The 26,076-nt window shown below is 61.5% G+C and carries 25 protein-coding genes, 6 pseudogenes and 1 other annotated feature; of the genes and pseudogenes, 24 read left to right on the plus strand and 7 right to left on the minus strand.

All coding sequences use genetic code 11. From position 1 onward, the window contains the following. The first annotated feature begins 2 nt into the window (after positions 1-2). Positions 3-2,918 (plus strand): Tn3-like element IS1071 family transposase, encoded by a 2,916-nt coding sequence (locus tag CF68_RS33470; RefSeq protein WP_003158660.1) that lies wholly within the window; start codon positions 3-5, stop codon positions 2,916-2,918. A gap of 140 nt (positions 2,919-3,058) precedes the next feature. Here CF68_RS33470 and CF68_RS36815 read toward each other — a convergent pair. After that, positions 3,059-3,268 (minus strand): annotated as a pseudogene (locus tag CF68_RS36815) (IS30 family transposase); the annotation flags it as partial. Between the two features lie 64 nt (positions 3,269-3,332). Between CF68_RS36815 and CF68_RS33475 the strand changes: the two are divergent. Further along, a pseudogene (locus tag CF68_RS33475) lies at positions 3,333-3,626 on the plus strand (integrase core domain-containing protein); the annotation flags it as partial. A 36-nt stretch (positions 3,627-3,662) separates the two neighbouring features. Here CF68_RS33475 and CF68_RS35645 read toward each other — a convergent pair. Next, complete coding sequence (locus tag CF68_RS35645) at positions 3,663-4,187, minus strand: transposase (RefSeq protein ID WP_199577093.1); 525 nt, start codon at positions 4,185-4,187, stop codon at positions 3,663-3,665. A gap of 223 nt (positions 4,188-4,410) precedes the next feature. Here CF68_RS35645 and CF68_RS39275 point away from each other — a divergent pair. From CF68_RS39275 to CF68_RS39280, 16 genes and pseudogenes are all read left to right on the plus strand, one after another. Next, a pseudogene (locus CF68_RS39275) lies at positions 4,411-4,587 on the plus strand (IS3 family transposase); the annotation flags it as partial. Positions 4,588-4,707: 120 nt separating this feature from the next. Then, complete coding sequence (locus CF68_RS33485; protein WP_011494300.1) at positions 4,708-5,445, plus strand: GntR family transcriptional regulator; 738 nt, start codon at positions 4,708-4,710, stop codon at positions 5,443-5,445. Between the two features lie 90 nt (positions 5,446-5,535). Next, complete coding sequence (locus CF68_RS33490) at positions 5,536-6,915, plus strand: aromatic ring-hydroxylating dioxygenase subunit alpha (protein ID WP_035827510.1); 1,380 nt, start codon at positions 5,536-5,538, stop codon at positions 6,913-6,915. A gap of 117 nt (positions 6,916-7,032) precedes the next feature. Next, on the plus strand, positions 7,033-7,599 hold the full coding sequence (locus tag CF68_RS33495) for an aromatic-ring-hydroxylating dioxygenase subunit beta (RefSeq protein ID WP_035827513.1): 567 nt from the start codon (positions 7,033-7,035) through the stop codon (positions 7,597-7,599). Positions 7,600-7,636: 37 nt separating this feature from the next. Next, complete coding sequence (locus CF68_RS33500; RefSeq protein ID WP_003451002.1) at positions 7,637-8,056, plus strand: BphX family protein; 420 nt, start codon at positions 7,637-7,639, stop codon at positions 8,054-8,056. Positions 8,057-8,130: 74 nt separating this feature from the next. Continuing rightward, positions 8,131-8,460 (plus strand): non-heme iron oxygenase ferredoxin subunit, encoded by a 330-nt coding sequence (locus CF68_RS33505; RefSeq protein ID WP_011494297.1) that lies wholly within the window; start codon positions 8,131-8,133, stop codon positions 8,458-8,460. Continuing rightward, on the plus strand, positions 8,457-9,683 hold the full coding sequence (locus CF68_RS33510; protein ID WP_003450997.1) for an NAD(P)/FAD-dependent oxidoreductase: 1,227 nt from the start codon (positions 8,457-8,459) through the stop codon (positions 9,681-9,683). Before CF68_RS33505 ends, CF68_RS33510 begins: the two co-directional genes overlap by 4 nt. Before the next feature lie 46 nt (positions 9,684-9,729). After that, on the plus strand, positions 9,730-10,563 hold the full coding sequence (bphB, locus tag CF68_RS33515; protein WP_011494296.1) for a cis-2,3-dihydrobiphenyl-2,3-diol dehydrogenase: 834 nt from the start codon (positions 9,730-9,732) through the stop codon (positions 10,561-10,563). A 21-nt stretch (positions 10,564-10,584) separates the two neighbouring features. Next, positions 10,585-11,481, plus strand: a complete 897-nt coding sequence (bphC, locus tag CF68_RS33520) for a biphenyl-2,3-diol 1,2-dioxygenase (RefSeq protein ID WP_011494295.1) — start codon at positions 10,585-10,587, stop codon at positions 11,479-11,481. 31 nt (positions 11,482-11,512) lie between these two features. Next, complete coding sequence (gene gstA / locus CF68_RS33525; protein WP_003450988.1) at positions 11,513-12,124, plus strand: glutathione transferase GstA; 612 nt, start codon at positions 11,513-11,515, stop codon at positions 12,122-12,124. An 82-nt stretch (positions 12,125-12,206) separates the two neighbouring features. After that, positions 12,207-12,989, plus strand: a complete 783-nt coding sequence (dmpE, locus tag CF68_RS33530; RefSeq protein ID WP_003450985.1) for a 2-oxopent-4-enoate hydratase — start codon at positions 12,207-12,209, stop codon at positions 12,987-12,989. A gap of 21 nt (positions 12,990-13,010) precedes the next feature. Continuing rightward, positions 13,011-13,925 (plus strand): acetaldehyde dehydrogenase BphJ, encoded by a 915-nt coding sequence (gene bphJ / locus CF68_RS33535; protein ID WP_003450975.1) that lies wholly within the window; start codon positions 13,011-13,013, stop codon positions 13,923-13,925. A gap of 19 nt (positions 13,926-13,944) precedes the next feature. Further along, positions 13,945-14,985: a 4-hydroxy-2-oxovalerate aldolase BphI gene (gene bphI / locus CF68_RS33540; RefSeq protein WP_003450974.1), complete on the plus strand. Its 1,041-nt coding sequence runs from the start codon at positions 13,945-13,947 to the stop codon at positions 14,983-14,985. Positions 14,986-15,055: 70 nt separating this feature from the next. After that, positions 15,056-15,916 (plus strand): 2-hydroxy-6-oxo-6-phenylhexa-2,4-dienoate hydrolase, encoded by an 861-nt coding sequence (gene bphD / locus CF68_RS33545; protein WP_011494293.1) that lies wholly within the window; start codon positions 15,056-15,058, stop codon positions 15,914-15,916. 146 nt (positions 15,917-16,062) lie between these two features. Next, complete coding sequence (locus CF68_RS33550; protein WP_035827523.1) at positions 16,063-16,719, plus strand: OmpW family protein; 657 nt, start codon at positions 16,063-16,065, stop codon at positions 16,717-16,719. Between the two features lie 280 nt (positions 16,720-16,999). Beyond that, the gene (locus CF68_RS39280; RefSeq protein WP_196812977.1) at positions 17,000-17,152 is read left to right on the plus strand and encodes a hypothetical protein; all 153 of its coding nucleotides are present in this window, start codon (positions 17,000-17,002) and stop codon (positions 17,150-17,152) included. Between the two features lie 70 nt (positions 17,153-17,222). On the opposite strand, the gene CF68_RS33555 is transcribed toward CF68_RS39280, so the two are convergent. The 4 genes and pseudogenes from CF68_RS33555 to CF68_RS33570 form a co-directional block, all read right to left on the minus strand. After that, a complete protein-coding gene (locus CF68_RS33555) occupies positions 17,223-17,543 on the minus strand; it encodes a DNA-binding protein (RefSeq protein ID WP_011494291.1) in 321 nt (106 codons plus the stop codon). Then, positions 17,533-17,874 (minus strand): type II toxin-antitoxin system RelE/ParE family toxin, encoded by a 342-nt coding sequence (locus CF68_RS33560; protein WP_011494290.1) that lies wholly within the window; start codon positions 17,872-17,874, stop codon positions 17,533-17,535. Before CF68_RS33560 ends, CF68_RS33555 begins: the two co-directional genes overlap by 11 nt. Positions 17,875-17,897: 23 nt before the next feature. Continuing rightward, positions 17,898-19,100 (minus strand): site-specific integrase, encoded by a 1,203-nt coding sequence (locus tag CF68_RS33565; RefSeq protein WP_011494289.1) that lies wholly within the window; start codon positions 19,098-19,100, stop codon positions 17,898-17,900. 232 nt (positions 19,101-19,332) lie between these two features. Next, positions 19,333-19,710, minus strand: a pseudogene (locus CF68_RS33570) (Fe(3+) ABC transporter substrate-binding protein); the annotation flags it as partial. A gap of 223 nt (positions 19,711-19,933) precedes the next feature. Here CF68_RS33570 and istA point away from each other — a divergent pair. The 3 genes from istA to CF68_RS33585 are packed head-to-tail and all read left to right on the plus strand — an operon-like array spanning position 19,934 to position 22,553. Then, positions 19,934-21,415 (plus strand): IS21 family transposase, encoded by a 1,482-nt coding sequence (gene istA, locus CF68_RS33575; RefSeq protein ID WP_035827526.1) that lies wholly within the window; start codon positions 19,934-19,936, stop codon positions 21,413-21,415. Continuing rightward, positions 21,412-22,245 carry an IS21-like element helper ATPase IstB gene (gene istB / locus CF68_RS33580; RefSeq protein WP_035827528.1) on the plus strand — a complete coding sequence of 278 codons (834 nt, stop codon included), beginning with the start codon at positions 21,412-21,414 and terminating at the stop codon, positions 22,243-22,245. Before istA ends, istB begins: the two co-directional genes overlap by 4 nt. Further along, on the plus strand, positions 22,242-22,553 hold the full coding sequence (locus CF68_RS33585; RefSeq protein ID WP_035827530.1) for a hypothetical protein: 312 nt from the start codon (positions 22,242-22,244) through the stop codon (positions 22,551-22,553). The genes istB and CF68_RS33585 overlap by 4 nt, the downstream gene beginning before the upstream one ends. A gap of 49 nt (positions 22,554-22,602) precedes the next feature. On the opposite strand, the gene CF68_RS37375 is transcribed toward CF68_RS33585, so the two are convergent. Continuing rightward, positions 22,603-22,911 carry a hypothetical protein gene (locus tag CF68_RS37375; protein ID WP_161786889.1) on the minus strand — a complete coding sequence of 103 codons (309 nt, stop codon included), beginning with the start codon at positions 22,909-22,911 and terminating at the stop codon, positions 22,603-22,605. A gap of 54 nt (positions 22,912-22,965) precedes the next feature. On the opposite strand from CF68_RS37375, the pseudogene CF68_RS33590 reads away from it, so the two are divergent. The 3 genes and pseudogenes from CF68_RS33590 to CF68_RS33605 all read left to right on the plus strand — a co-directional run. Continuing rightward, positions 22,966-24,294 (plus strand): annotated as a pseudogene (locus tag CF68_RS33590) (Tn3 family transposase); the annotation flags it as partial. Positions 24,295-24,344: 50 nt separating this feature from the next. After that, positions 24,345-25,576 (plus strand): IS3 family transposase gene (locus CF68_RS33600; RefSeq protein WP_152548598.1). Its coding sequence is split into 2 segments (ribosomal slippage): positions 24,345-24,633 and positions 24,633-25,576, totalling 1,233 coding nucleotides; the frame shifts between segments, so codons are not numbered across the junction. Next, positions 24,623-24,739: a sequence feature (AL1L pseudoknot), on the plus strand. (Overlaps the previous gene by 117 nt.) A 37-nt stretch (positions 25,577-25,613) precedes the next feature. Further along, positions 25,614-26,039 (plus strand): annotated as a pseudogene (locus CF68_RS33605) (Tn3 family transposase); the annotation flags it as partial. Positions 26,040-26,076: the final 37 nt, after the last annotated feature.

Here is a 26,076-nt window from a genome sequence, read left to right on the forward strand (position 1 = left end):
CGATGCAGGGTTGGCACACAACGTTTTTGGGGATGCGTGGGCTCCCCCGCGATATCAGCGACTTCGAGATGAAGGCATTTTTCACCTTCGATGGTGCCGAGCGCGACGCAATCAATGCACGCCGAGGTGATTCCCACAAGCTTGGTCTGGCGCTCCATATTGGTTTCCTGCGCATGAGTGGGCGTTTGCTCGGTGCCTTTCGGGTAATTCCAGTAGCCTTGTGGCGCCACCTTGGCAACGAGCTTGGCATTGCAGCACCAGAAGTCGCCTCGCTGAGAGCCATGTATGAACGCGGGCGCACGCTATTCGATCACCAACAAGTAGCCTGCACGGTCCTTGGATTCCAGTGGATGAGCGAGCACCAGCGCCGCTCACTGGTACGTGAACTGCGCGACGAAGTGGCGCGCTGCGCCGACCGCGATCAGCTACTCGTGCGGGCGCGTCAATGGCTGTACAAGAACAAGCTGGTGATCGTGCACGAGCGGGCAATTCGGACACTGATTGCGGCGGCACTTGCCCAGCTTGAAGTTGAAACAGGCACCGCCATCGCCGCCAGCGTTGATCCAGCAACACTTGATCGCTGGCGAGCCTCAGTTTCAGAGCTGCGCCCAGATGGACAAACCCAGCAGAGTTGGCTATGGGCTGCACCGGCGAAACACTCAACCCGCCAAATCAGCGAGGTACTGGAGCGCATCGACCTGCTTTACACGCTGGACGTTCATAAGCACCTGGCAGACATCCCCGATCTCATCTTGCGCCGCTACGCGCGCCGACTTGTCTCCAGGCCGCCCTCAGCCGGAGCCAAGATCAAAGAGCCAGCGCGCACCGTGGAGGTCGCATGCTTTCTTCGGTATTGCCTGTTCACCACCACAGACCAGTTGATCCTTATGGTGCAGCGCCGGATCGCCGATCTGTGGCGTCAGGCTGCCGCCGATGTCCCCGCTACCGTCAATTGGGCCGCAATGTACAAAACGCTGCTCGGCGAACTTGTTGCCTTGAGCGCGCAAGGTGCGGTGCCAGATGCTGAGTTGCGTGCCCGTCTTGAAGCCTTGATCACCGAAACCCAGAAACGCAAACCACCGAGCAGGGCCTCCCTGGTCCGCGAGGGATTGATTGATGGAATTCGCCCCGTGCGGTCGTTGCTCGTCGCCATTGCAAAGCTGCCCTGGCAGGCCACCGGCGAGCATCCTGCCATCGAGTACCTTGCCAAGCTGCAAGCTTTATATCTCAAAGGATCCAGAAAGCTGCCAGTTGAAGTGGTGGCACCAAGTCTGGGAATGATCTGGCAGGTTTCGATCTCCAGCCCAGACCGGGAACGGGCGTTTCAGGCGTTGGAGGTGGCCACCCTGTTTGCCCTGCGCCGCGCGGTGCGCAATGGCTCGGTCTGGATTGAGCACAGCCTGAGCTTTCGGGGTCGTGCGCGCTTGTTCTTCACGGACGAGCGTTGGCAGGCAGAGTCCAAGAAACACTATGCCCGTCTATCGTTACCCAGCAAGGCTGCCACTTTCTTGAAGCCTTTGCTGGCCAGAGTAACTGCCGGTGTCGATGCGGTGGCCGCTGCAGCCCGCAGTGGCGTACTGCGCGTGGATGATGAACTCCATTTGTCGCCATTGCCCGCAGAGGACGAAGACCCAGAAGTGACCAAGCTGCGCGCGGCTTTGGATCACCGCATCGGTGAGGTTCAATTGCCGGAAGTGATTCTGGCCGTTGACGCCCAGGTGCGCTTTAGCTGGATCATGCTCGGACGTGAGCCGCGCTCTACCGACGAGCTGCTGATGGTCTATGCCGGCATCATGGCCCACGGCACCAGTCTGACTGCGGTCGAATGCGCGCGCATGATTCCGCAATTGTCTGCCACCAGCATTCGCCAGGCCATGCGCTGGGCGCGGGACGAACGGCGTCTGAGCCAGGCCTGCCAGGCTGTGCTGGAATTCATGCAGCGACACCCGATTGCCGCCACCTGGGGGCGGTCCGATTTGGCATCTTCTGACATGATGACCATGGAGACCACCAAACGGGTGTGGCAAGCCCGGCTTGATCCTCGGCGCAACACACCTTCCATTGGAATCTACTCCCATGTAAAAGACCGGTGGGGCATCTTCCATGCGCAGCCCTTTGTGCTCAATGAGCGCCAGGCGGGCGTGGCCATTGAAGGTGTCATCCGCCAAGAAAAGCTGGAGACCAGCCAGCTTGCTGTGGATACCCATGGCTACACCGACTTTGCCATGTCACATGCCCGTTTGCTTGGTTTTGATCTTTGCCCGCGGTTGAAGGAACTCAAACAGCGCCACCTCTTTGTGCCACGCGGCACCAAAGTGCCCGCAGAAATCGCTGCGGTGTGCGAAGCCAATGTCGACGTCGCTTTGATCGAAAAGCATTGGGATAGTCTGGTGCACCTGGCAGCCTCGGTCATGAGCGGACATGCCAGTGCGGTGGCAGCTCTTGCGCGGTTCGGTTCTGCCGCCCAGGGCGATCCAATCTATGAGGCTGGCGTGCAATTGGGGCGGTTGCTGCGTACGGCGTTTTTGGCTGACTACTTTGTCAAGGACGCTTTCAGGAACGAGTTGCGCCGGGTGCTCAATCGGGGCGAGGCTGTTAACGCCCTCAAGCGCGCCATTTATACCGGCCGGATCAGCCCGGCGCAGGCCAAACGTGTCGATGAAATGCAGGCTGTGGCCGATGCGTTGAGCCTGATGGCCAACATCGTGATGGCGTGGAATACCTCACAGATGCAGGCGGTCCTGGATCGCTGGTCGAACCGCCGCCAGGTCATTCCACCGGAACTGATCGGGAAGATTGCGCCCACCAGGCTGGAGAGCATCAACTTGCGGGGTGTGTTTCGCTTCCCGGTTGACCGCTATGCTGACCAAATCCTGCCTTCGCGGCCAAATGCATCGATAACTGGCACCAATGGATGAAACCGACCACGGTTTGACGCCACGAATCGCAGATTTGAAAGTGAACAGGAAAGTCAATGAAATCAACGATCTACCAACACCACCTCCGCGCCAGTGCTAGCTTTTCGTACCGTCACTTATTGCACTGAAAACGAGGAGACCCCACATACAGGTTTCGACATGAACAATGGCATGCCTCCACGATGCCGGAACCAGCGCGAGCCCACCGCCTGCGATACGCCAACCGCCTCAGCTGCCCTCTCACTGGTGATTCCGGTTGCAATCTGTACCCAGAACTGGCGCTCGACCTCTCGCCGAAGCGAAGGCGCCCCCGGAGATCGCATCGCATCTCTCCCTGTCAATTGCTTCATCCATCCTGCGGGTCGCCCCATAAACACCTCCTGGTTGAAGGTGTTGCGACGACCAATTGAATCCGCCCAGTATTGCAGCGGCGAGTTCCAGGGGGCGTTGAAAGACTGGAAGATGCGCTCGTCAATGAGCAGGAAGGGCAACTGCTGGGACAACGCACCGACCGAGAGCTTCTGGGGCCGGCTGAAAACGGCCAGCGTGCATGGACACAAGTTCACCACCCGAGAGCAAGCCAAACAGGCTGTGATGGACTGGATGGCTTTCTACAATCACCGCAGGCTGCATTCGTCACTGGGCTATCTCAGCCCGATGCAGTTCGAGCAACGCTGGTACGAGGCACAGCGCAAAAAGGCCGCGTAATCGTCGGGCTAAGAGCTACACGAAACGAGGGCAAGGTCAGTTGGCCACCAGAAAGGTGTGCAGCACATGGCTGGGCCGCATGGGTTTGGTGGGGTTGTAGCCGATCTCCGCGCCTTCTTGGTGCCCGTACAGCGGCTTGATGCTGGCGTCGATGTCCAGCACCCAGGGTTGGTCGAGCACCTCGCGCACTGAAGTAGCAAGGCTCGGGCGCAGCCACGCCGCACTGCTGGCTTCGTCGATGCGCTGCAGCGCCCGGCGCAGCGCGTCCTCGCTGACCATTCTGTTCATGCCCAGGGCCTGCGCGGCCACAGCGTCGCCTCGCAGGGCGGTGATGTGCGCGTAGCGTCGGTGCCCGGCCAGCAGTCCGAGCATCAGCGTGCCCAGCACGTCACGTTTGTCCGGGGCGTTGCCGCTGCGGTAGACGAGTGGACAAGCGGACACCCAACGCTCGAACACGCCGGTGGCGGCCAGGAATTCCGCGAAGAACACCAGTTGGCCGTGCGGCGTGGCCGCCGCACCTTCGTCCCAGCGCACGTGCATGCGCCCGCCCAGCGTGTCCACGATCTGCGGCTGGACGGGCTCATGGCCTGCCCTTGGACGCGCCGCCAGCGCCTTGCGTCTTGCTTCACCCATCGGGTGAGTGTGCCAAAACCGCGCAAAGCCGCAACTGGACTGGCTCAGCGCCCGATCACGGTCGAGCAACTGCCGGATTTAGGATCATCCAAAACGATGTGGGAGCGGCTGAAACCCGTCAGGGATCGCCCGAACCGCAAGTCGTGTCAAGTTCCACCTGTACCTGATCCTGGATTTGTACAGCCGCAAGATCGTGGGTGCCGAGGTGCACGACAGCGACGAATCTGTGCATGCCGTGCATCTGGTGCGGCGCACCGCACTGGCCGAGGGCATCGCAGCGATGGACACCAAACCCGTACTAAGACCTTTCCTAGGGTTTTCACTCAGGTATGGATGTCGAATGTCGATAATAATATCGACATTATGACGAGCCACTTGCTATCGAAGCCTGATTCAGTCCGCGCTGAAATGTGGGGAAATTTTCTGTAATGACCAGGTGAGAAATGCAATGAATGCGAGAACTCCAAACAGCCTCACCATGGGAGGCGACAAGTCATTTGCGGATGCGTCGCCGGTGCCCATCGCGAACGTGCGCAGCCTGATTGAGGCGACGTTTCAGCGGTTGCGGGCGGACATCGTGGAGGGGCGACTCGCTGCTGGCTCCAGACTCGCCATTGAAGATCTCAAGTCGCGCTATGAGGTTAGCGGCGGGACCGTGCGGGAGGCGCTTTCCCTGCTGGTGGCCAATAACCTGGTGCAGACACAGGCCCAGCGTGGATTTCATGTGACCCCCATGTCTCTGGATGACATGCGTGATCTGGCCGCCACGCGGATCGCGCTTGAGTGCGAAGCGCTGCGCCAAAGTGTGCTGAATGGCGACGCCGAATGGGAGGCGCGGGTTGTCAGTTCGTATCACCGGCTCTCGCTCCTCGACGAGCGCACGATGCGCGATCCGGTTCACTTGTTCAATCAGTGGGAGCAAGCCAACCGCGACTTTCACGAAGCCCTGATCTCAGCCTGTTCATCCGCCTGGACCCAGCGGTTCCTGTCTATCCTGTATTTGCAAATGGAGCGCTACCGCCGATTGACGGCGATGCACAACCGGCCTGCCAGAAACGTGCACGAGGAGCATCTGGCGCTTCGTGACAGCGCGCTCGCGCGTGATGCCGAGCGCTGTACTGAGTTGTTGCGGATGCATATTGAGTCATCAATTTCGGTGGTTCGGCAATTCGGTTTGTTGCGGTGACGCCAACATCGCAGGTATCTTTTTTGTGTGATGGAAGAGGTTGGTATTTTTTCCGCCCTGCCAAGGGCATTTCAACGGAGACGTTAAATCATGAGTTCAGCAATCAAAGAAGTGCAGGGAGCCCCTGTGAAGTGGGTTACCAATTGGACGCCGGAGGCGATCCGGGGGTTGGTCGATCAGGAAAAAGGGCTGCTTGATCCACGCATCTACGCCGATCAGAGTCTTTATGAGCTGGAGCTTGAGCGGGTTTTTGGTCGCTCTTGGCTGTTACTTGGGCACGAGAGTCATGTGCCTGAAACCGGGGACTTCCTGGCCACTTACATGGGCGAAGATCCGGTGGTTATGGTGCGACAGAAAGACAAGAGCATCAAGGTGTTCCTGAACCAGTGCCGGCACCGCGGCATGCGTATCTGCCGCTCGGACGCCGGCAACGCCAAGGCTTTCACCTGCAGCTATCACGGCTGGGCCTACGACATCGCCGGCAAGCTGGTGAACGTGCCGTTCGAGAAGGAAGCCTTTTGCGACAAGAAAGAAGGCGACTGCGGCTTTGACAAGGCCGAATGGGGCCCGCTCCAGGCACGCGTGGCAACCTACAAGGGCCTGGTCTTTGCCAACTGGGATGTGCAGGCGCCAGACCTGGAGACCTACCTCGGTGACGCCCGCCCCTATATGGACGTCATGCTGGATCGCACGCCGGCCGGGACTGTGGCCATCGGCGGCATGCAGAAGTGGGTGATTCCGTGCAACTGGAAGTTTGCCGCCGAGCAGTTCTGCAGTGACATGTACCACGCCGGCACCATGACGCACCTGTCCGGCATCCTGGCGGGCATTCCGCCGGAAATGGACCTCTCCCAGGCGCAGATACCCACCAAGGGCAATCAGTTCCGGGCCGCTTGGGGCGGGCACGGCTCGGGCTGGTATGTCGACGAGCCGGGCACACTCCTGGCGGTGATGGGCCCCAAGGTCACCCAGTACTGGACCGAGGGTCCGGCTGCCGAGCTTGCGGAACAGCGCCTGGGGCACACCGGCATGCCGGTTCGACGCATGGTCGGCCAGCACATGACGATCTTCCCGACCTGTTCATTCCTGCCCTCCTTCAACAACATCCGGACCTGGCACCCGCGTGGTCCCAATGAAATCGAGGTGTGGGCCTTCACCCTGGTCGATGCCGACGCCCCGGCGGAGATCAAGGAAGAATATCGCCGGCACAACATCCGCAACTTCTCCGCAGGCGGCGTGTTTGAGCAGGACGATGGCGAGAACTGGGTGGAGATCCAGAAGGGGCTACGTGGGTACAAGGCCAAGAGCCAGCCGCTCAATGCCCAGATGGGCCTGGGTCGGTCGCAGACCGGTCACCCTGATTTTCCTGGCAACGTCGGCTACGTCTACGCCGAAGAAGCGGCGCGGGGTATGTATCACCACTGGATGCGCATGATGTCCGAGCCCAGCTGGGCCACGCTCAAGCCCTGATCAAGACGCAATCGTTAGATCTGTCAACCGGAAGAATTCAACATGGTGGGCTGGACGTGCATGTGCAGACGGCGCGCCGAGGTTCCGTCCCCTGATATTTACTTGGAGATAACTGTTATGACAAATCCATCCCCGCATTTTTTCAAAACATTTGAATGGCCAAGCAAGGCGGCTGGCCTTGAGTTGCAGAACGAGATCGAGCAGTTCTACTACCGCGAAGCGCAGTTGCTTGACCACCGGGCCTACGAGGCCTGGTTTGCCCTGCTGGACAAAGATATCCACTACTTCATGCCGCTGCGCACCAATCGCATGATCCGGGAGGGCGAGCTGGAATATTCCGGCGACCAGGATTTAGCCCATTTCGATGAAACCCATGAAACCATGTACGGGCGCATCCGCAAGGTGACCTCGGACGTGGGCTGGGCGGAGAACCCGCCTTCCCGCACGCGCCACCTGGTCTCCAACGTCATCGTCAAGGAGACGGCCACGCCGGATACCTTCGAGGTCAATTCCGCATTCATCCTGTACCGCAATCGGCTTGAGCGCCAGGTCGACATCTTCGCGGGCGAACGCCGGGACGTGCTGCGCCGCGCCGACAACAACCTTGGTTTCAGCATCGCCAAGCGCACCATCCTGCTCGACGCCAGTACCTTGCTGTCGAACAACCTGGGCATGTTCTTCTAGCCCAGCACGCTGAACCGGCCTCAATGAGGATGCTGCCATGAAAAATGCAAGACTGTTTTTGATCGCCATCGGCGTCTTCTACATCATCAACCTCATTGGCACGCTTCCCTTCAGCACGTTGGGCTTGTTTGGCAGGATGTATCCAGGCGTAGAACTGCACGTGGGTGCGCCGATTTTCACCCTGCTGCAGGATGCCTGGGCGGTGGTCGGTCTCCAGTTGGGCGCCATCGGGGCCGTCGCTTTGTGGGGCGCCCGCGATCCGGGCCGTTATCGGGCCGTTATTCCAGTGGTCATCGCAACGGAAGTGGTCGATGGCCTCTGGGATTTTTACAGCATCGTGTGGAGCCACGAAGCCTTGTGGTTCGGGCTTGTCACGCTGGTGATCCATGTGCTGTGGATTGGCTGGGGCCTGCATGCCTGGCGTGCCCTGGCGTCGAAATCGCTGAGGACACTTTGAATTACTCTTCAGCCACCAACAGTGACTGTTCGCCCCAGGCGATTTAACCCTTTTAACTAATTACAAGAAGCGTTATGAAATTTACCAGAGTTTGTGATCGAAGAGATGTGCCCGAAGGCGAAGCCCTGAAGGTCGAAAGTGGAGGCACCTCCGTCGCGATTTTCAATGTGGATGGCGAGCTGTTCGCAACACAGGACCGCTGCACCCACGGCGACTGGTCCCTGTCCGATGGCGGCTATCTTGAAGGTGACGTGGTGGAATGCTCACTGCACATGGGGAAGTTTTGCGTTCGCACGGGCAAGGTCAAATCACCGCCGCCCTGTGAGGCACTGAAGATATTTCCGATCCGCATCGAAGACAATGACGTGCTGGTCGACTTCGAAGCCGGGTATCTGGCGCCATGATCGACACCATCGCCATCATCGGCGCCGGCCTGGCCGGTTCGACGGCTGCGCGCGCACTGCGCGCCCAGGGATACGAGGGGCGCATCCACCTGCTCGGGGATGAGTCGCATCAGGCCTATGACCGGACCACGCTGTCCAAGACGGTGCTGGCGGGCGAGCAGCCCGAGCCGCCTGCAATCCTGGACAGCGCCTGGTACGCATCGGCCCATGTGGATGTCCAGCTCGGGCGACGGGTGAGTTGCCTGGATCTGGCCAACCGCCAGATTCAGTTTGAATCGGGCGCCCCGCTGGCCTACGACCGGCTGCTGCTGGCCACCGGCGCGCGCGCCCGGCGCATGGCGATTCGGGGTGGCGACCTGGCAGGCATCCATACCTTGCGAGACCTCGCCGACAGCCAGGCGCTGCGGCAGGCGCTGCAACCGGGCCAGTCGCTGGTCATCGTCGGCGGAGGCCTGATCGGTTGCGAGGTGGCGACCACCGCCCGCAAGCTGAGTGTCCATGTCACGATTCTGGAAGCCGGCGACGAGTTGCTGGTGCGCGTGCTGGGTCACCGGACCGGGGCATGGTGTCGGGCCGAACTGGAACGCATGGGTGTCCGCGTGGAGCGCAATGCACAGGCCGCGCGCTTCGAAGGCCAGGGGCAGGTGCGCGCCGTGATCTGCGCCGACGGGCGCCGGGTGCCCGCCGATGTGGTCTTGGTCAGCATTGGCGCCGAGCCGGCGGACGAGCTGGCCCGTGCCGCTGGCATCGCCTGCGCGCGCGGCGTGCTGGTCGACGCCACCGGCGCCACCTCGTGTCCAGAGGTGTTCGCCGCCGGTGACGTCGCCGCCTGGCCGCTGCGTCAAGGGGGCCAGCGCTCGCTGGAGACCTACCTGAACAGCCAGATGGAGGCCGAAATCGCGGCCAGCGCCATGTTGAGTCAGCCCGTGCCGGCGCCCCAGGTGCCGACCTCGTGGACGGAGATTGCAGGCCACCGCATCCAGATGATTGGCGATGCCGAAGGGCCCGGCGAGATCGTCGTACGCGGCGACGCCCAGAGCGGCCAGCCAATCGTGTTGCTCAGGCTGCTTGATGGCTGCGTCGAGGCCGCGACGGCGATCAATGCCACCAGGGAATTTTCTGTGGCGACCCGACTGGTCGGCACCCGGGTTTCTGTTTCCGCCGAGCAACTGCAGGACGTCGGCTCGAACCTGCGGGATTTACTCAAAGCCAAACCGAATTGATGCGCATGACCGGCGAATCGCTTTAACAATAAAGGGGATTGGAAAAATGAAACTGAAAGGTGAAGCGGTACTGATCACGGGGGGCGCCTCCGGATTAGGGCGCGCGCTCGTGGACCGATTCGTGGCCGAAGGCGCCAAAGTGGCGGTGCTCGACAAGTCGGCAGAGCGCCTTGCAGAGCTGGAAACCGATCATGGCGACAACGTGCTCGGCATCGTCGGCGATGTGCGTTCACTGGAAGACCAGAAACAGGCTGCCAGCCGCTGCGTGGCCAGGTTCGGGAAAATCGACACCTTGATTCCCAATGCAGGCATCTGGGATTACTCGACGGCCTTGGTCGACCTGCCCGAAGAGAGCCTCGATGCCGCGTTCGATGAGGTCTTTCACATCAATGTCAAGGGTTATATCCATGCAGTGAAGGCCTGCCTGCCGGCCCTGGTCGCCAGCCGTGGCAACGTGATCTTCACGATCTCCAATGCGGGCTTCTATCCCAATGGCGGCGGCCCTCTTTACACCGCAGCCAAGCACGCCATCGTGGGCCTGGTGCGTGAACTGGCGTTCGAGCTGGCGCCATACGTGCGCGTCAACGGCGTGGGGTCGGGCGGCATCAATAGCGATCTGAGAGGTCCTTCCTCGCTGGGAATGGGCAGCAAGGCGATTTCGACCGTACCGCTGGCCGACATGCTGAAGTCGGTGCTGCCGATTGGTCGCATGCCCGAGGTCGAAGAGTACACCGGGGCCTATGTGTTTTTTGCCACCCGAGGCGATGCGGCGCCTGCGACCGGGGCCTTGCTGAACTACGACGGTGGCTTGGGCGTTCGTGGATTCTTCTCGGGTGCCGGAGGTAATGACTTGCTCGAACAGCTGAATATCCATCCCTAAGCATCGACGAAGGAGACAGTAATGAGCATCAGAAGTTTGGGATACATGGGGTTTGCGGTCAGCGACGTAGCTGCTTGGCGTTCGTTTCTGACGCAGAAACTGGGCTTGATGGAAGCGGGCACGACCGACAACGGCGACCTGTTCCGCATCGATTCGAGAGCCTGGCGGATCGCCGTTCAGCAGGGCGAGGTTGACGATCTGGCCTTTGCCGGCTACGAGGTGGCCGATGCGGCAGGGCTGGCGCAGATGGCTGACAAGCTCAAACAGGCCGGTATCGCAGTCACCACCGGCGATGCCTCATTGGCCAGGCGCCGCGGGGTGACCGGATTGATCACCTTTGCCGACCCGTTTGGCCTGCCGTTGGAAATTTACTATGGCGCCAGCGAGGTGTTCGAAAAACCGTTCCTGCCTGGTGCGGCCGTGTCGGGTTTCCTGACCGGCGAGCAAGGGCTGGGGCATTTCGTGCGCTGCGTTCCGGATTCGGACAAGGCGCTGGCGTTTTATACCGACGTGCTCGGCTTCCAGTTGTCTGACGTCATCGACATGAAAATGGGGCCGGACGTGACGGTTCCTGCGTACTTCCTGCACTGCAACGAACGCCACCACACCCTGGCAATTGCGGCATTCCCGCTGCCAAAACGCATTCATCACTTCATGCTCGAAGTCGCCTCGCTCGATGACGTCGGCTTTGCATTTGATCGGGTTGACGCGGACGGCTTGATCACCTCCACGCTGGGGCGCCACACCAATGACCACATGGTGTCGTTCTATGCCTCGACCCCGTCCGGAGTAGAGGTCGAGTATGGCTGGAGTGCCCGTACCGTTGACCGCTCCTGGGTTGTGGTGAGGCACGACAGTCCGAGCATGTGGGGCCACAAGTCTGTGCGCGACAAAGCAGCTGCGCGCAACAAAGCATGAACAACAACCTGAATAGCACGGGAATCCCTGCATGAAACTTTACTACAGCCCTGGTGCCTGCTCCCTGTCACCGCACATTGCATTGCGCGAGGCGGGCCTGAACTTCGAGTTGGTGCAGGTCGATCTTGCGAGCAAGAAGACTGCCTCCGGGCAGGACTACCTGGAGATCAACCCGGCCGGGTACGTGCCTTGCCTGCAGCTTGACGACGGCCGTACCCTGACCGAAGGCCCGGCCATCGTGCAATACGTGGCCGATCAGGTCCCCGGCAAGCAGCTGGCGCCGGCCAACGGCAGCTTCGAGCGCTACCACTTGCAGCAATGGCTGAACTTCATCTCGAGCGAACTGCACAAGAGCTTCAGCCCCTTGTTCAACCCTGCCTCCAGCGATGAGTGGAAAAACGCCGTGCGGCAGAGCCTGAACACCCGCCTGGGGCAGGTCGCACGACAGCTCGAACATGCGCCTTATCTGCTGGGCGACCAACTGAGTGTGGCCGACATCTATCTGTTCGTCGTGCTCGGTTGGAGCGCATATGTCAACATTGATCTTTCGCCCTGGCCCTCGCTGCAGGCCTTCCAAGGCCGTGTTGGAGGCCGTGAAGCGGTACAGTCAGCGCTTCGCGCCGAAGGCTTGATCAAGGAGTGAAGATGCCTTCCCGGGGCGCGGAAGCGGGCCTGGGAGAGCTGCCTCAAAGCAATGAACGCCCCGACCTGGAATGAGAAACGCCATGACCCCTGAACTGATCGGAACGCTGGGTGACGAGCTCTACAGCGCGCTGTGCACGCGCACCGTGGTCGAGCCGTTGACCAGCCGCCATCCAGAGATCACCGTCGAGGACGCCTACCACATTCAGCAACGGATGATCTCGCGCCGTCTGCAGGCCGGCGAGCGCGTCGTCGGCAAGAAAATCGGCGTTACCAGCGCGGCCGTGATGAACATGCTGGGCGTCTACCAGCCCGACTTCGGCTACATGCTGGACGGCATGATCGTCAGCGACGGCGGCAGCATCGCCATGTCCTCCCTGATCCAGCCCAAGGCCGAAGGGGAAATCGCCTTTGTCCTGAAAAAGGACCTCATGGGTCCCGGCGTCACCAACGCCGACGTGCTGGCTGCCACCGACTTTGTCATGCCCTGCTTCGAGATCGTTGACTCGCGCATCGGCGACTGGAAAATCAAGATCCAGGACACCGTGGCCGACAACGCCTCCTGCGGCATGTTCGTGCTCGGTAGCAGCGCCGCCGACCCGCGCAGGATCGACCTGATGACCTGCGGCATGGTGCTCGAGAAAAACGGCGAGATCATCGCCACCGGCGCCGGCGCCGCCGCCCTGGGCTCCCCGGTCAATTCCGTGGCCTGGCTGGCCAACACCCTGGGCCGCCTGGGCATCGGTCTGAAAGCCGGCGAGGTGATTCTCTCCGGCGCGCTGGCCGCCATGTTCCCGGCCCAGGCCGGCGACCATTTCCGCGTCACCATCGGCGGCATCGGCGGCTGCTCGGTGCGCTTTCACTGACTTTTCCGGAAATTTCAGCACATGACGAAAAAAATCAAATGCGCCCTGATCGGCCCCGGCAACATCGGCACCGACCTGCTGGCCAAGCTGCAGCGCAGCCCGGTATTGGAACCCATCTGGATGGTCGGCATCGACCCCGAATCCGACGGCCTCAAGCGCGCCCGCGAGATGGGCATCAAGACCACCGCTGACGGTGTCGATGGGTTGATTCCCCACATGCAGGCCGACGGCGTGCAGATCGTCTTCGATGCCACCAGCGCCTACGTGCATGCTGACAACAGCCGCAAGGTGAATGCCCTCGGCGCCCTGATGATAGACCTGACCCCGGCGGCCATCGGCCCCTTCTGCGTGCCGACGGTCAACCTCAAGGAACATGTCGGCAAAGGCGAGATGAACGTCAACATGGTCACCTGCGGCGGCCAGGCCACCATTCCCATGGTCGCGGCCGTGAGCCGCGTCCAGCCGGTGGCCTACGGCGAAATCGTCGCCACCGTCTCGAGCAAGTCCGCCGGACCCGGAACGCGCAAGAACATCGACGAATTCACCCGCACCACCGCCGGCGCGGTCGAAAAGGTCGGTGGCGCCAAAAAGGGCAAGGCCATCATCATCCTCAACCCGGCCGAGCCCCCGCTGATCATGCGCGACACCGTGCACTGCCTGCTGGAGAGCGAACCCGATCAGGCCAAGATCACCGAGTCCATCCACGCCATGATCAAAGAGGTGCAGAAGTACGTGCCCGGCTACAAGCTGGTCAACGGCCCGGTTTTCGACGGCTTGCGCGTCTCGGTCTACCTGGAAGTCGAGGGCCTGGGCGACTACCTGCCCAAATACGCCGGCAACCTCGACATCATGACGGCGGCGGCGGCCCGCACCGCCGAGATGTTTGCCGAGGAAATCCTCGCCGGGCAGTTGACACTCCAGCCCGTCCACGCCTGAACCACGCAGGAGAACCACCATGAAGCTAGAAGGCAAAAAAGTCACCGTCCACGACATGACGCTGCGCGACGGCATGCACCCCAAGCGCCACCAGATGACGCTGGAGCAAATGAAATCCATCGCCTGCGGCCTGGATGCCGCGGGCATCCCGCTGATCGAAGTCACCCACGGCGACGGCCTGGGCGGCTCCTCCGTCAACTACGGCTTTCCGGCGCACAGCGACGAGGAATACCTGGGCGCCGTGATTCCGTTGATGAAGCAGGCCAAGGTCAGTGCCCTGCTCTTGCCCGGCATCGGCACCGTCGAACACCTGAAGATGGCCAAGGACCTGGGCGTGAACACCATCCGCGTGGCCACCCACTGCACCGAAGCCGATGTGTCGGAGCAGCACATCACCCAATCGCGCAAGCTGGGTCTGGACACCGTGGGCTTTTTGATGATGGCGCACATGGCCAGCCCAGAAAAGCTGGTCAGCCAGGCACTCTTGATGCAAGGCTACGGCGCCAACTGCATCTACGTCACCGACTCGGCCGGCTACATGCTGCCTGACGACGTGAAAGCGCGCCTGAGTGCCGTGCGTGCCGCGCTCAAACCCGAAACCGAGTTGGGCTTTCACGGCCATCACAACCTGGCCATGGGCGTCGCCAACTCGATCGCCGCGATCGAGGCCGGGGCCACCCGCATCGATGCCGCTGCCGCTGGCCTGGGTGCCGGCGCCGGCAACACGCCGATGGAGGTGTTCATCGCCGTATGCGCGCGCATGGGGATCGAAACCGGAGTCGATGTGTTCAAGATCCAGGACGTGGCCGAAGACCTGGTGGTGCCGATCATGGACCATGTCATCCGCATCGACCGCGACTCGCTCACGCTGGGCTATGCCGGGGTCTATTCCAGCTTTCTGCTGTTTGCCAAACGCGCCAGTGCGAAGTACGGCGTGCCGGCGCGCGACATCCTGGTCGAGCTGGGACGGCGCGGCATGGTCGGCGGCCAGGAAGACATGATTGAAGACACCGCCATGACCATGGCACGTGAGCGCGGGTTGACCTTGACCGCCGCATGATTTCAAACCCGGCGCGGCATGAAGCGCTGCGCCTGACCAGTTTCCACTCCACTCACTTAAAGGATGAAAAATGACCGCACTCACCGAAAGTTCTACCAGCAAGTTCGTGAAAATAAATGAAAAAGGTTTTTCCGATTTCAATATTCACTACAACGAGGCGGGTAACGGCGAAACCGTCATCATGCTGCATGGCGGGGGCCCCGGCGCTGGCGGCTGGAGTAACTACTACCGCAACGTCGGACCGTTTGTCGACGCCGGTTACCGGGTGATCCTGAAGGATTCGCCCGGCTTCAACAAGTCGGACGCGGTGGTGATGGACGAGCAGCGCGGCCTGGTCAACGCCCGTGCCGTCAAAGGGCTGATGGATGCGCTGGACATCGACCGGGCGCACCTGGTCGGCAACTCGATGGGGGGCGCCACGGCGCTGAACTTCGCGCTCGAATACCCCGACCGCATCGGCAAACTGATCCTCATGGGGCCCGGCGGCCTGGGCCCCAGCATGTTCGCGCCGATGCCGATGGAAGGCATCAAGCTGCTGTTCAAGCTGTATGCCGAGCCGTCCTACGAGACGCTGAAACAGATGCTTCAGGTGTTTTTGTACGACCAGTCCCTTATCACCGAGGAGTTGCTGCAGGGCCGCTGGGAAGCCATTCAGCGCCAACCGGAACACCTGAAGAACTTCCTCATCAGCGCACAAAAGGCGCCGCTTTCAACCTGGGATGTGACTGCCAGACTTGGAGAAATCAAGGCCAAGACATTCATTACCTGGGGGCGCGATGATCGCTTCGTTCCCCTTGACCACGGTTTGAAGCTGCTCTGGAACATCGACGACGCGCGTTTGCACGTTTTCTCCAAGTGCGGCCATTGGGCGCAATGGGAGCATGCCGATGAATTCAACCGCCTGGTGATTGACTTCCTGCGGCACGCGTAAGGGGCAAGAGCGCCGCTTTTTGTTGTCCTGCGTGTCGGTACGGGGTACGCATCAGGCCGAAATGAAGCGGCGGGATTCAGAAGAGACAAAAGCGTCCATTTTGGACAATTGAAGTTCGTTTTTTAAAAATATAAGGAGACAAAATCATGAAAATTATCGCTTCCACGCTGACCTGTTTTGCCGTAGCGACTCTGTCGGCCGGCGTCCATGCACAAGCCTTCACCAACTCCCCGTCGCCATGGTCCATTGGCGTCGGAGCCGTCCACCTGAAGTTCCACCCCTCGGCGGATGTCTCGTTCGCTGGCAACCCGGTGCCGGGTGGCGCGGTGACGGTGGGCAGCGACACCGTGCTGGGCGTGGAAATCGGATACGCCGTAACGCCCAACTGGACGGCCCGGCTGGATGTCGGTTCGCCGGTGGAAACCGATTTAGGCGGCGCTGGAACCTTGAGCCCGTTGGGAAAATTGGGCAGTGTCAAAGGTGGCCCGGCCATTTTGACAATGACGTATTCGCCAGGCATGCTGGGGCCGATCCGACCGTTTTTCGGCGGCGGTCTGACCTATCTGAGGGTTTTCAGCACCAAAGATGGCGCCGTGCAGAACCTCAAGGTTGACGATGGGCTCGGTACGGCACTAACGATCGGCGCGGACTGGCCCCTGTCGGATGGCTACAGCATCGGCTTCTCGGTTCAGAAGCTGTTTTTGAAAGTCAAGGCCACGGGGACTGCCGGTGGCGCGCCGGTTCGTGCCGATGTCAAACTGGATCCGGTGTTGACTTTCCTGTCGCTTCGCAAGCAGTTTTGACCGTTCAGTGACCGCCGCCCGGTCCGGGCGTCCGGTGCGGTTGTATCGCGTTAGCGGGTGCAAGGCAAAGTGGTACCGGGTTGCGCCAGCGACTTCTTACGTCAGACGGAAGTGTCCTGCGAATGCGTAGAACTGGTCGGCAAACGACATGCCTTCACGCTTCAGCATGAACTGGCCTTTGCGAATCATATGCATCAGTTCGATGCCGGCCAGGATCGAACTCCAGGGGACCTCGAATTACACGTGATTTCGGCGTCATCAGTGAGCCAGGCGTTTGAATGTGCTTAGCAACGCGCGAGCGTGGTCGTTTCATGGACGCGGCATTGAGCCGCCGCAGATCGTGGCGTCTGAGGCCCGGCTGGCAGTCCATGCATCACACACGGTGGTTATTTTCGTCATGGAGCGCTGGCTAGGTGCGCAACCCAGGGACTGATCCGAAGCCACCACCAGGCGTTATCGTCTCCGTGGCCGTCAGTTGTCGCAGACCGACATCAATGCCACATTCAGGTGGCATGCGCTGGCACGGCGGGTGCAGCCAACGGCTGCACCGCCAGCCGCAGACCCATCGCCTTGAGGATTGCCCGCAAGCTGTTAAGTGCCGGATTGCCCTTCGGGGAGAGCGTGCGATAAAGCTGCGTCGGATTCAGGTGCGCCTGTTCGGCCACCGCCTGAACGCCGCCGAAGGCCTCGGCCATTTGACGCAGCACGATCAGCAGTTCGGCCTGGTCGCCATCTTCCAGAATGCCGTTGACCACTTCCAGCGCGAACGCGGGGTCGTTTCGGTACAACTCGGCCATCGCATCGTCATGGGGTCTACTTCTCATCATCTGTTCTCCGTTGCCAGTCTTGCCAGTAATCCACCGCCCGAGCGATGTCCGCGTCCTGAGTCTTCTTGTCGCCGCCGCACAGCAACAACACCACACGCCGGCCCGACAAGGCGTAGTACACCCGGTAGCCCGGCCCCGCATCGATGCGCAACTCCCACACGCCCTTGCGACAGAACTTGTGATCGCCAAAGTTGCCTTGCTCGATGCGAATGACGCGCCGTGCCACCGCAACCTTGGCTTGACCGTCGCGTAACCGCTTCAGCCATTCGATGTAGAAGTCCTTCTGCTCACCGAGAGTCAGGTAATGCTCAATCTCGTATGCTGCCATTTTCGTCTATAAACGAATGACTGTCAAGATACATCGACTGGTGTGGCAATCGTGCCCGCCACCACCGTCTTGCGCCGGTTCGCCACCAGTTCGGCCGCCTGACGCACCGGCGCATCCTCGGTGTGGATGTAGCGCATGAACATCGCCACCGTCTTGTGCGCGGTCAGCACCATGCCGACCTTGACCGGGATGCCCGAATTGGCGATGTCGGTGGCCGAACGGTGCCGGATACCATGTGTGCCGACGTGCTGCACACCAGCAGCCTTCAGGATGCGGCTCCAGCCGTTGTAATGCTCCCCGTTCGTCATGTGCTTGAGCGGATCGCGCAGCGACGGCAGCACATAGAGTGAGCCTTCGTGCCTGGGCACCGTCGAGAGCAGGCGGTGCGCTTCCTCGCTCATCGGTTTGGACATGCCGCCGGTCTTGCTGTCAGGCCAGGCCACGCGCCGGTTCTCCAGATCGACCCAGGTCCACTCCAGCAACAGGATTTCGGAGCGGCGCGCCGCGAACTCGAACTGCAAGCGGATGGCCAGCGTGACGATGGGTGGTTCGCTGCTTTCGGCCTCCACCTTGTCCAGATGCCTGAACAACTTGCCCATTTCCTCGTCGGTGATGAGCCGGGTGGTCTTGCCTTGAGGGTATTGGGGGATGTGCCGGCACGGGTTCGTGCCATCCGTCCGCAAGCCCCAGATTTCGGCCATGTTGAACATTTTTCGCATGACGGCGAGCGTGTGGTTGGCCTCCATCGGCGTGGACTCCAGCTTCTTCATCATCGTCGCAACGTCCGGGCGCTTGACGTCCTGGACCTTCATGCGGCCCAGAATAGGGATGATGTTGCGGTCGATGTTGCCCTGGTAGCCTTTCTGCGTGCTCGGCTTGTTGCGAACCTTGGAGTAGTCCGACATGAAGCGTCCGCACAGTTCCTTGACGGTCGGTGCCTTGCGCGCCTCAGCCTTGTCGCCGCCGGGGTCGCCGCCCCGGCGGACCTCGGCCAGCCAGGTCTGCGCCAGCGAGCGGGCCTGCTCGACGGTCAGCTCTCCGTACAGGCCGATGGCGGGCTTGCGCCGCTCCCCGGCATTGGTCCGGTACTGGAGCATGAACACCTTGCGGCCTGCAGGTGTAACCTTACACATGAAGCCGGGCACCAGGGTATCGCGCAGTTCGACGGGCTGCGCCTGGGGTTGTGCCGCGTCTATAGCGGACTTGGTGAGTTTGATTTTGGCCATGCTGACTCCTAGGAGGAATGAGCCAGTTTCCAGGTGTCGGCTGGGAGCCAAGCGGATGGAAACCGGATCGGGTTGTGGAAAGCACCGGGGTATGGTGAATCCACTTGATCCCTAGGAAAACTCGCTGTGGCGGGCCTCAGCGTAGATCAGCCAAATTCGGTGCTGATCACAGCATGAAATAAAAAACCCGGCCGGGCAGGGCGCCGGGCCGGGTTGTCGCGGGTGTTTCAGCTCACTTGAAGCCGACACGGTCCAGCATCTGCTGCACCTTGATCTGGTTCATGCCGACGGCGCTGATCGGGATGGTCTCGCTCTTGAAGCTGCCGCCGGTCATGGCCTGCAGGGCCGGGTTGCTGAGCTTCACGTCCTTGGCCACGGGCCACTCGTTGTTGCCGTTGGCGAAATGCTCCTGCGCGGCCGGGCTGGCCAGGTATTCCAGGAACTTCACGGCATTGGCCGGGTTCTTGGCATGGCGGGCCACCGCACCGCCGGCCACGTTCACGTGGGTGCCCCAGCTGGACTGGTTGGGGAAGACCACACCCACGCGTTCGGCCACGGCGCGTTCCTGCGGGTTGGTGGAGCGCAGCATGCGGGCGAGATAGTAGGTGTTGTATCGCGCGTCAATCAAGATGAGAACAGCGCGTCAATCAGGATGAGAACTGGCGTGGCGGCAGCGGTGGAGGGCGTAGCCCGGAACCGCTGCCGCCACGCCGCGCCGAACAGTCCCCCCGTCGTCGGGGAGCCTTGTCGGTGGTCGCGGTGGATCGGGTATGAAGGAGCCTTCCATTTCACGGGAGGCTACGGTGCCCGGGCGTCACGTCAACGACCACCAGATGAGGCTCTACATGAAGTACAGAAACAAGGAACAACCGACCAAGGCAGGCGCACGCGCCGGGTTCAGCGCCGCCACTGCCTATCGCATCGAACAGGACCCAAGACCTCCGTCGCAGAAGAAGGCGCCGCGCGGGCGCCGCCGCGCCGATCCCCTGGCAGCAATCTTTGACGCCGAGATCGTCCCGCTGCTCCAGTCCGCTCCCGGCATCCGGCCCGTGGCCGTACTGGACGAGATGCTTCGGCGCCATCCGGATCTCCCGGGCAACGTGCGTCGCACGCTCGAGCGGCGTATTCGCGACTGGCGTGCACTCCATGGCGAGGAGCGTGACGTCATGTTCCGTCAGGTGCACGAGCCCGGTCGCCTCGGATTGTCCGACTTCACTGAGATGGACAGCCTGGGCGTCACCGTGGCGGGTGTTGCGCTGGATCACCGTCTGTATCATTTCCGGCTGGCCTGCTCGGGCTTTGAGCACGCTCACGTCATCCTCGGCGGCGAGAGCTATGTCGCGCTGGCCGAAGGGCTGCAGAACGCGTTGTGGGTGCTCGGTGGCGCACCGCGCGAGCACCGCAGCGACAGCCTGTCGGCGGCGTTCCGCAATCTCGAACGCGAAGCGCGCGACGATCTCACCACGCGTTACGAAGCGCTCTGTGCTCACTACGGAATGCAGCCTACGCGCAACAACCGCGGCGTTGCCCATGAGAACGGCTCCATCGAGAGCCCTCACGGCCACCTCAAGAACGCGGTGCGTGATGCGTTGCTACTGCGCGGCAGTAACGACTTCGACGACCTCGATACCTATCGCCGCTTCATCGACGAGCACGTCTGTCGCATCAACGCGCGCAATGGCAAGCGCATTGAGGCCGAGCGCCCGCAGCTTCAGCCACTGCCGCCGCAGCGCACGACGGACTACGAGCAAACGCGTGTGTACGTCAGCTCCACCGGCGGCTTTGTCCTGCGCAAGGTGTTCTATACCGTCCCGTCCCGGCTGATCGGTCATCGACTGCGCGTGCGGCTGTATGACGACCGGCTGGAACTGTTCCTGGGCAGCACCGCCCTGATGACGCTGCAGCGCGGCCGTCCGGGTCCCAGTGGCAAGCACGGCCACGTCGTCAACTACCGGCACATCATCCACGCGCTGCGCCGCAAGCCCATGGCGCTGCTCAACCTGGTCTACCGCGATCAGGTCTTTCCGCGTGAGGCCTATCGATTGACCTTCGAACGCCTGTGCGAGCAACTGCCGGAGCGTGCGGCATGCAAGACCATGGTTGAACTGCTCAGCCTGGCCCACGAGCGCAACTGCGAGGCACAACTGGCGCAGGCACTCGAGCAGTGCCTGGCCGACGGGCAACTGCCCGATCTGCACGCGCTGAGTTCCCGTTTCGAAGCGAAACCCGCGAGCCTGCCGCAGGTGAACGTCCAGCTGCCTTCGTTGCGCGACTACGAGGCCCTGCTTGGCCTGCAAATGGAGGTGGCAGCATGAATCACGAATTCGACGCCACCCGCCTGTCGCTGCTGCTCAACGATTTGCGGCTGCCCGCCATCAAGCAGATCTGGTCGAGCTTTGCCGAGCGTTCCGACACGGAAGGCTGGCCCGCGGCGCGCCTGCTCATGGCGCTGGCCGAACACGAGATCGCCGAGCGCGATCGACGCCGCATCGAACGTCATCTCAGGGACGCCAGGCTGCTGCCGGGCAAGACGCTGGAGAACTTCGATTTCGACGCGGTGCCGATGGTGTCGAGAGCGCACGTCTCGGCGCTTTGCGCTGGCGACGGCTGGCTGCGCAACGGCGCCAACCTGATTCTTCTGGGGCCGTCCGGAGGCGGCAAGTCGCACTTGTCGTCGGCCATTGGACTGAGCCTGCTGGAGAACGGCTGGAAGGTCCTGTTCGCCCGTACCACCGACCTCGTGCAGCGGTTGCAGGTCGCACGCCGCGAGCTGTCGCTGGAGTCCGCCATCAACCGGCTGGATCGATTCGATCTCCTTATTTTGGACGACTTTGCATACGTCAGCAAGGATCAGGCCGAGACGTCGGTGCTGTTCGAGCTCATCAGCGCCCGGTATGAGCACCGTTCTCTTTTGCTAACTGCAAATCAACCATTTGGCGATTGGGACCGTATCTTCCCCGACCGGGCCATGACGGTAGCCGCCGTCGACCGGCTGGTCCATCACTCGACGATCTTTGAACTGAACGTCGAAAGCTACCGTAGGCGTACCGCCCTGGAGCGCAAGCAGCAGGGACCGGGACGCCCGGCCAGTATCGCGACACCAAACAACGTCGGCATGCCGCCGCGCCCGGAGGATCAGCAATGAAGCACAACGCACATCTGCAGCTCGTAACGCGTGACGATACATCCGATAACTCGACGACGAAGCCCATCGCACGCACTGCCGCACAACGGCAACGCGCATACCGCTTACGCCGCAAACGGGCCATTATTGACGCCACTGGTGAGGAAGCCTGCGCGTCACGCGTTACGTTGCTGGCTCTGCTCGGCGACGGGTTGGCGGCATTGGATGCCAGCGACACTCCGACAAGGCTCATTGAGAGCAAACGCAACAGCGTAAGGCGTGTGCTTAAGGCCATAGTCACGCGTTACGCAATCGACCTCACCGACTGACGCGCGGCAGGCAGGCACCGCTCGCCGGCGTCAATCAACATCGGCATCATCAACCTTGCCGCAGCATTCTCATCCTGATTGTCGCGCGGCACAGAATGCCTGCAGCGTAACGCGTTACGCTGCAGGCTCTGCGCGGCGACAGCGTGGCTGCATTGGATGCCAGCGACATTCCACAATGCTCATCGAGATCAAACGCAACAGCGTAAAGCACGTGTCCAAATACATCGTCACGTGTTACGCAGTTGTCCTCAACGACTGATAAACTGTTCTCATCCTGATTGACGCGCGGTACACGCTCGCCAGCGTCAATCAATAAACGCTTGCCAGCGTCAATCAACATCGGCATCATCAATCCCACCGCGACATTCTCATCCTGATTGTCGCGCGTCTCTCATCCAGATTGTCGCGCCACACCCAGCAGAGCTGGTTGTGGTCGGCACCGGCCAAACACTCAACCAAACAAATTGGCGAGGTGTTCGAGCGAATCGAACTGCTGTACGCCCTGAATGTCCACAAACACCTGGACGACCTGTCCGGTCTCATTGTGCGGCGCTATGCACGCCGCCTGGCTTCAAGGCCTCCCTCGGTGGGGGCCAGGATCAAAGAACCCGCTCGCACAGTGGAGGTTGGCTGCTTTTTACGGCACTGCCTGTTTACCAGCACAGACCAAGCTATCTTGATGGTTCAGCGGCGCGTTGCCGATCTTTGGCGCACGGTCGCAGCAGGTGTCACGGAGACGGTCAATTGGGCTGACCTGTACAAGACATTGCTGGCAGAGCTGGCTGGTTTGGTCGCCCAGGGTGAACTTCAAGACGCGGAGTTGCGGGCTCGAATTGTTGCCCTGCTCAGTGCCAGCCAGCAAGGCAAACCACCCAGCCGGGCCTCGGTGGTGCGTGAGCGTTTGTTTGACGCCATACGTCCCGTGCGCTCTTTGCTGGCCGAAATCACCAAGCTGCCCTGGCAGGCCAATAGCGAGCACCCGGTGACCACAGCCTTGGCCCAATTGACGAAACTGTACGCGGGCAAACTTCGCGAACTACCTGCTGATGTCAGCGCCCCTCGCTTGGGTTCGGTCTGGAGCGGCGCGATTGCGGGTGCCGACCGGGAGCGCGCGTTTCGGGCCTTGGAGGTGGCCACCCTGTTTTCATTGCGACGTGCCGTGCGCAACGGTTCGGTGTGGATTGAGCACAGCCTGAGCTTTCGTGGCCGCGCACGCCTGTTCTTCACTGATGCGCGCTGGCAGGAAGAAGCCAAACGGCACTATGCCCGACTGTCACTGCCAGCCAATGCATCCACACTTTTGAAGCCGTTGCTGGCCAAGGTACGCGCCGGCGTGGAGGCAGTGGCCGTCGCCGCGCGCAGCGGTGTGCTGCGCGTGGACGAAGAACTCCACCTTTCAGTATTGCCGGCAGAGGATGAAGATCCAGAGGTGATTAAGTTGAGGGCCAAACTTGACCTGAGGATCGGTGAGGTGCAACTCCCAGAAGTGATCCTGGCCGTTGACGCTCAGGTACGTTTCAGCTGGATCATGCTTGGCCGCGAGCCACGTTCGACAGAAGAGCTGCTGATGGTCTACGCCGGCATCATGGCCCACGGCACCAGTCTGACGGCGGCCGAATGCGCCCGTATGATTCCGCAGTTGTCTGCCACCAGCATCCGTCAGGCCATGCGTTGGGCCGGGGACGAGCGTCGCTTGAGTCAAGCCTGCCACGCGGTGCTGGAGTTCATGCAACGGCACCCCTGAATCGCCCCGGGTTTTGAGGAGGCTCAAATCTCTGAGAGGATTGAGCCATGAAGAAGTCGAACAAGTTCTCACCGGAGGTGCGTGAGCGCGCGGTGAGGATGGTGCAGGAGCACCGAGGGGAGTACCCGTCGTTGTGGGCAGCAGTCGAATCGATCGCGCCGAAGATCGGATGCGTCCCGCAGACGCTGCTGGAATGGGTCAAGCGGGTGGAGGTCGATTCCGGGGTGCGAGAGGGCGTCACGACGTCCGAGGCGCAGCGGGTCAAGGGCCTGGAACGCGAGGTCAAAGAGCTGCGTCGGGCCAACGAGATCCTGAAGCTGGCCAGCGCGTTTTTCGCCCAGGCGGAGCTCGACCGCCGACTGAAGTCCTGAACGACTTCGTGGACCAGCATCGCGCCACCCACGGAGTCGAGCCGATCTGCAAGGCACTGCAGATCGCCCCGTCGGGATACTGGCGCCATGCGGCGCTGCTGCGCGAGCCGCACAAGCGATGTGCCCGGGCTCACCGTGACGAGGCCTTGGTGCCGCAGATCGAGCGCGTCTGGAACGCCAACATGCAGGTCTACGGCGCCGACAAAGTCTGGAGGCAGCTCGCACGAGAGGGGACCGACGTGGCCCGCTGCACGGTGGAGCGGCTGATGCGGCGCTTGGGACTGCGCGGCGTGCTGCGCGGCAAGGTGGTGAAGACGACCGTCAGCGACAGCAAGGCGCCTTGCCCGCTGGATCGGGTCAACCGGCAGTTCCGGGCCGAGCGGCCGAACCAGCTGTGGGTCAGCGACTTCACCTACGTGTCGACATGGCAGGGCTGGCTCTACGTGGCGTTCGTCATCGACGTGTTCGCCCGTCGCATCGTCGGCTGGCGGGTGAGCAGCTCGATGCGAACTGACTTCGTGCTGGACGCCCTGGAGCAGGCGCTGTACGCGCGGCAACCCGAACGCGATGGCAGCCTGGTGTGCCACTCCGACAGGGGCTCGCAATACGTCAGCATTCGCTACACCGAGCGGCTGGCAGAAGCCGGCATTGAGCCGTCCGTGGGCAGCAAGGGCGACTCGTATGACAACGCGCTGGCCGAGACGATCAACGGCCTCTACAAGGCCGAATTGATTCATCGTCGGACGCCCTGGAAAACAAAGGAGTCCGTGGAGCTGGCCACGCTCGAATGGGTGTCCTGGTTCAACCACCACCGCCTGCTCGAACCGATCGGCTACATCCCGCCGGCGGAGGCTGAGGCAAACTACTACAGGCAACTCGCCAGTCAGGCCACCACGGTGGAGGTCTGACTTAAACCAACGGGCCTCCACGAATCCCGGGGCGATTCACCCCATTGCAGCGACATGGGGTCGCACGGACCTGGCGTCGTCCGACATGATGAGCATGGAAACCACCCAACGGGTGTGGCAGGCCCGACAGGATCCAAGACGCAACACGTCCTCGATTGGCATCTACTCCCATGTGCGTGACCGATGGGGGATCTTCTACGCGCAGCCTTTTGTGCTCAATGAGCGCCAGGCAGGGGTCGCCATTGAGGGTGTCGTGCGCCAAGAATCCATCGAGACCAGCCAGTTGGCGGTGGACACCCACGGCTACACCGACTTTGCCATGGCGTTGGCCCGGCTACTGGGGTTCGATCTATGCCCACGACTGAAGGAATTGAAGCAGCGTCATCTGTACGTGCCGCGTGGCACGATCATTCCACCGGAGATCGCAGCAGTTTGCGAGGCTACCGTCGATACCGCTTTGATTGAGAAGCGGCGCGCGTCAAGGTAGTTGTCGCCTCGGT

The sequence above is a fragment of the Cupriavidus sp. SK-4 genome (assembly GCF_000611125.1).
Lineage (GTDB): Bacteria > Pseudomonadota > Gammaproteobacteria > Burkholderiales > Burkholderiaceae > Cupriavidus > Cupriavidus necator.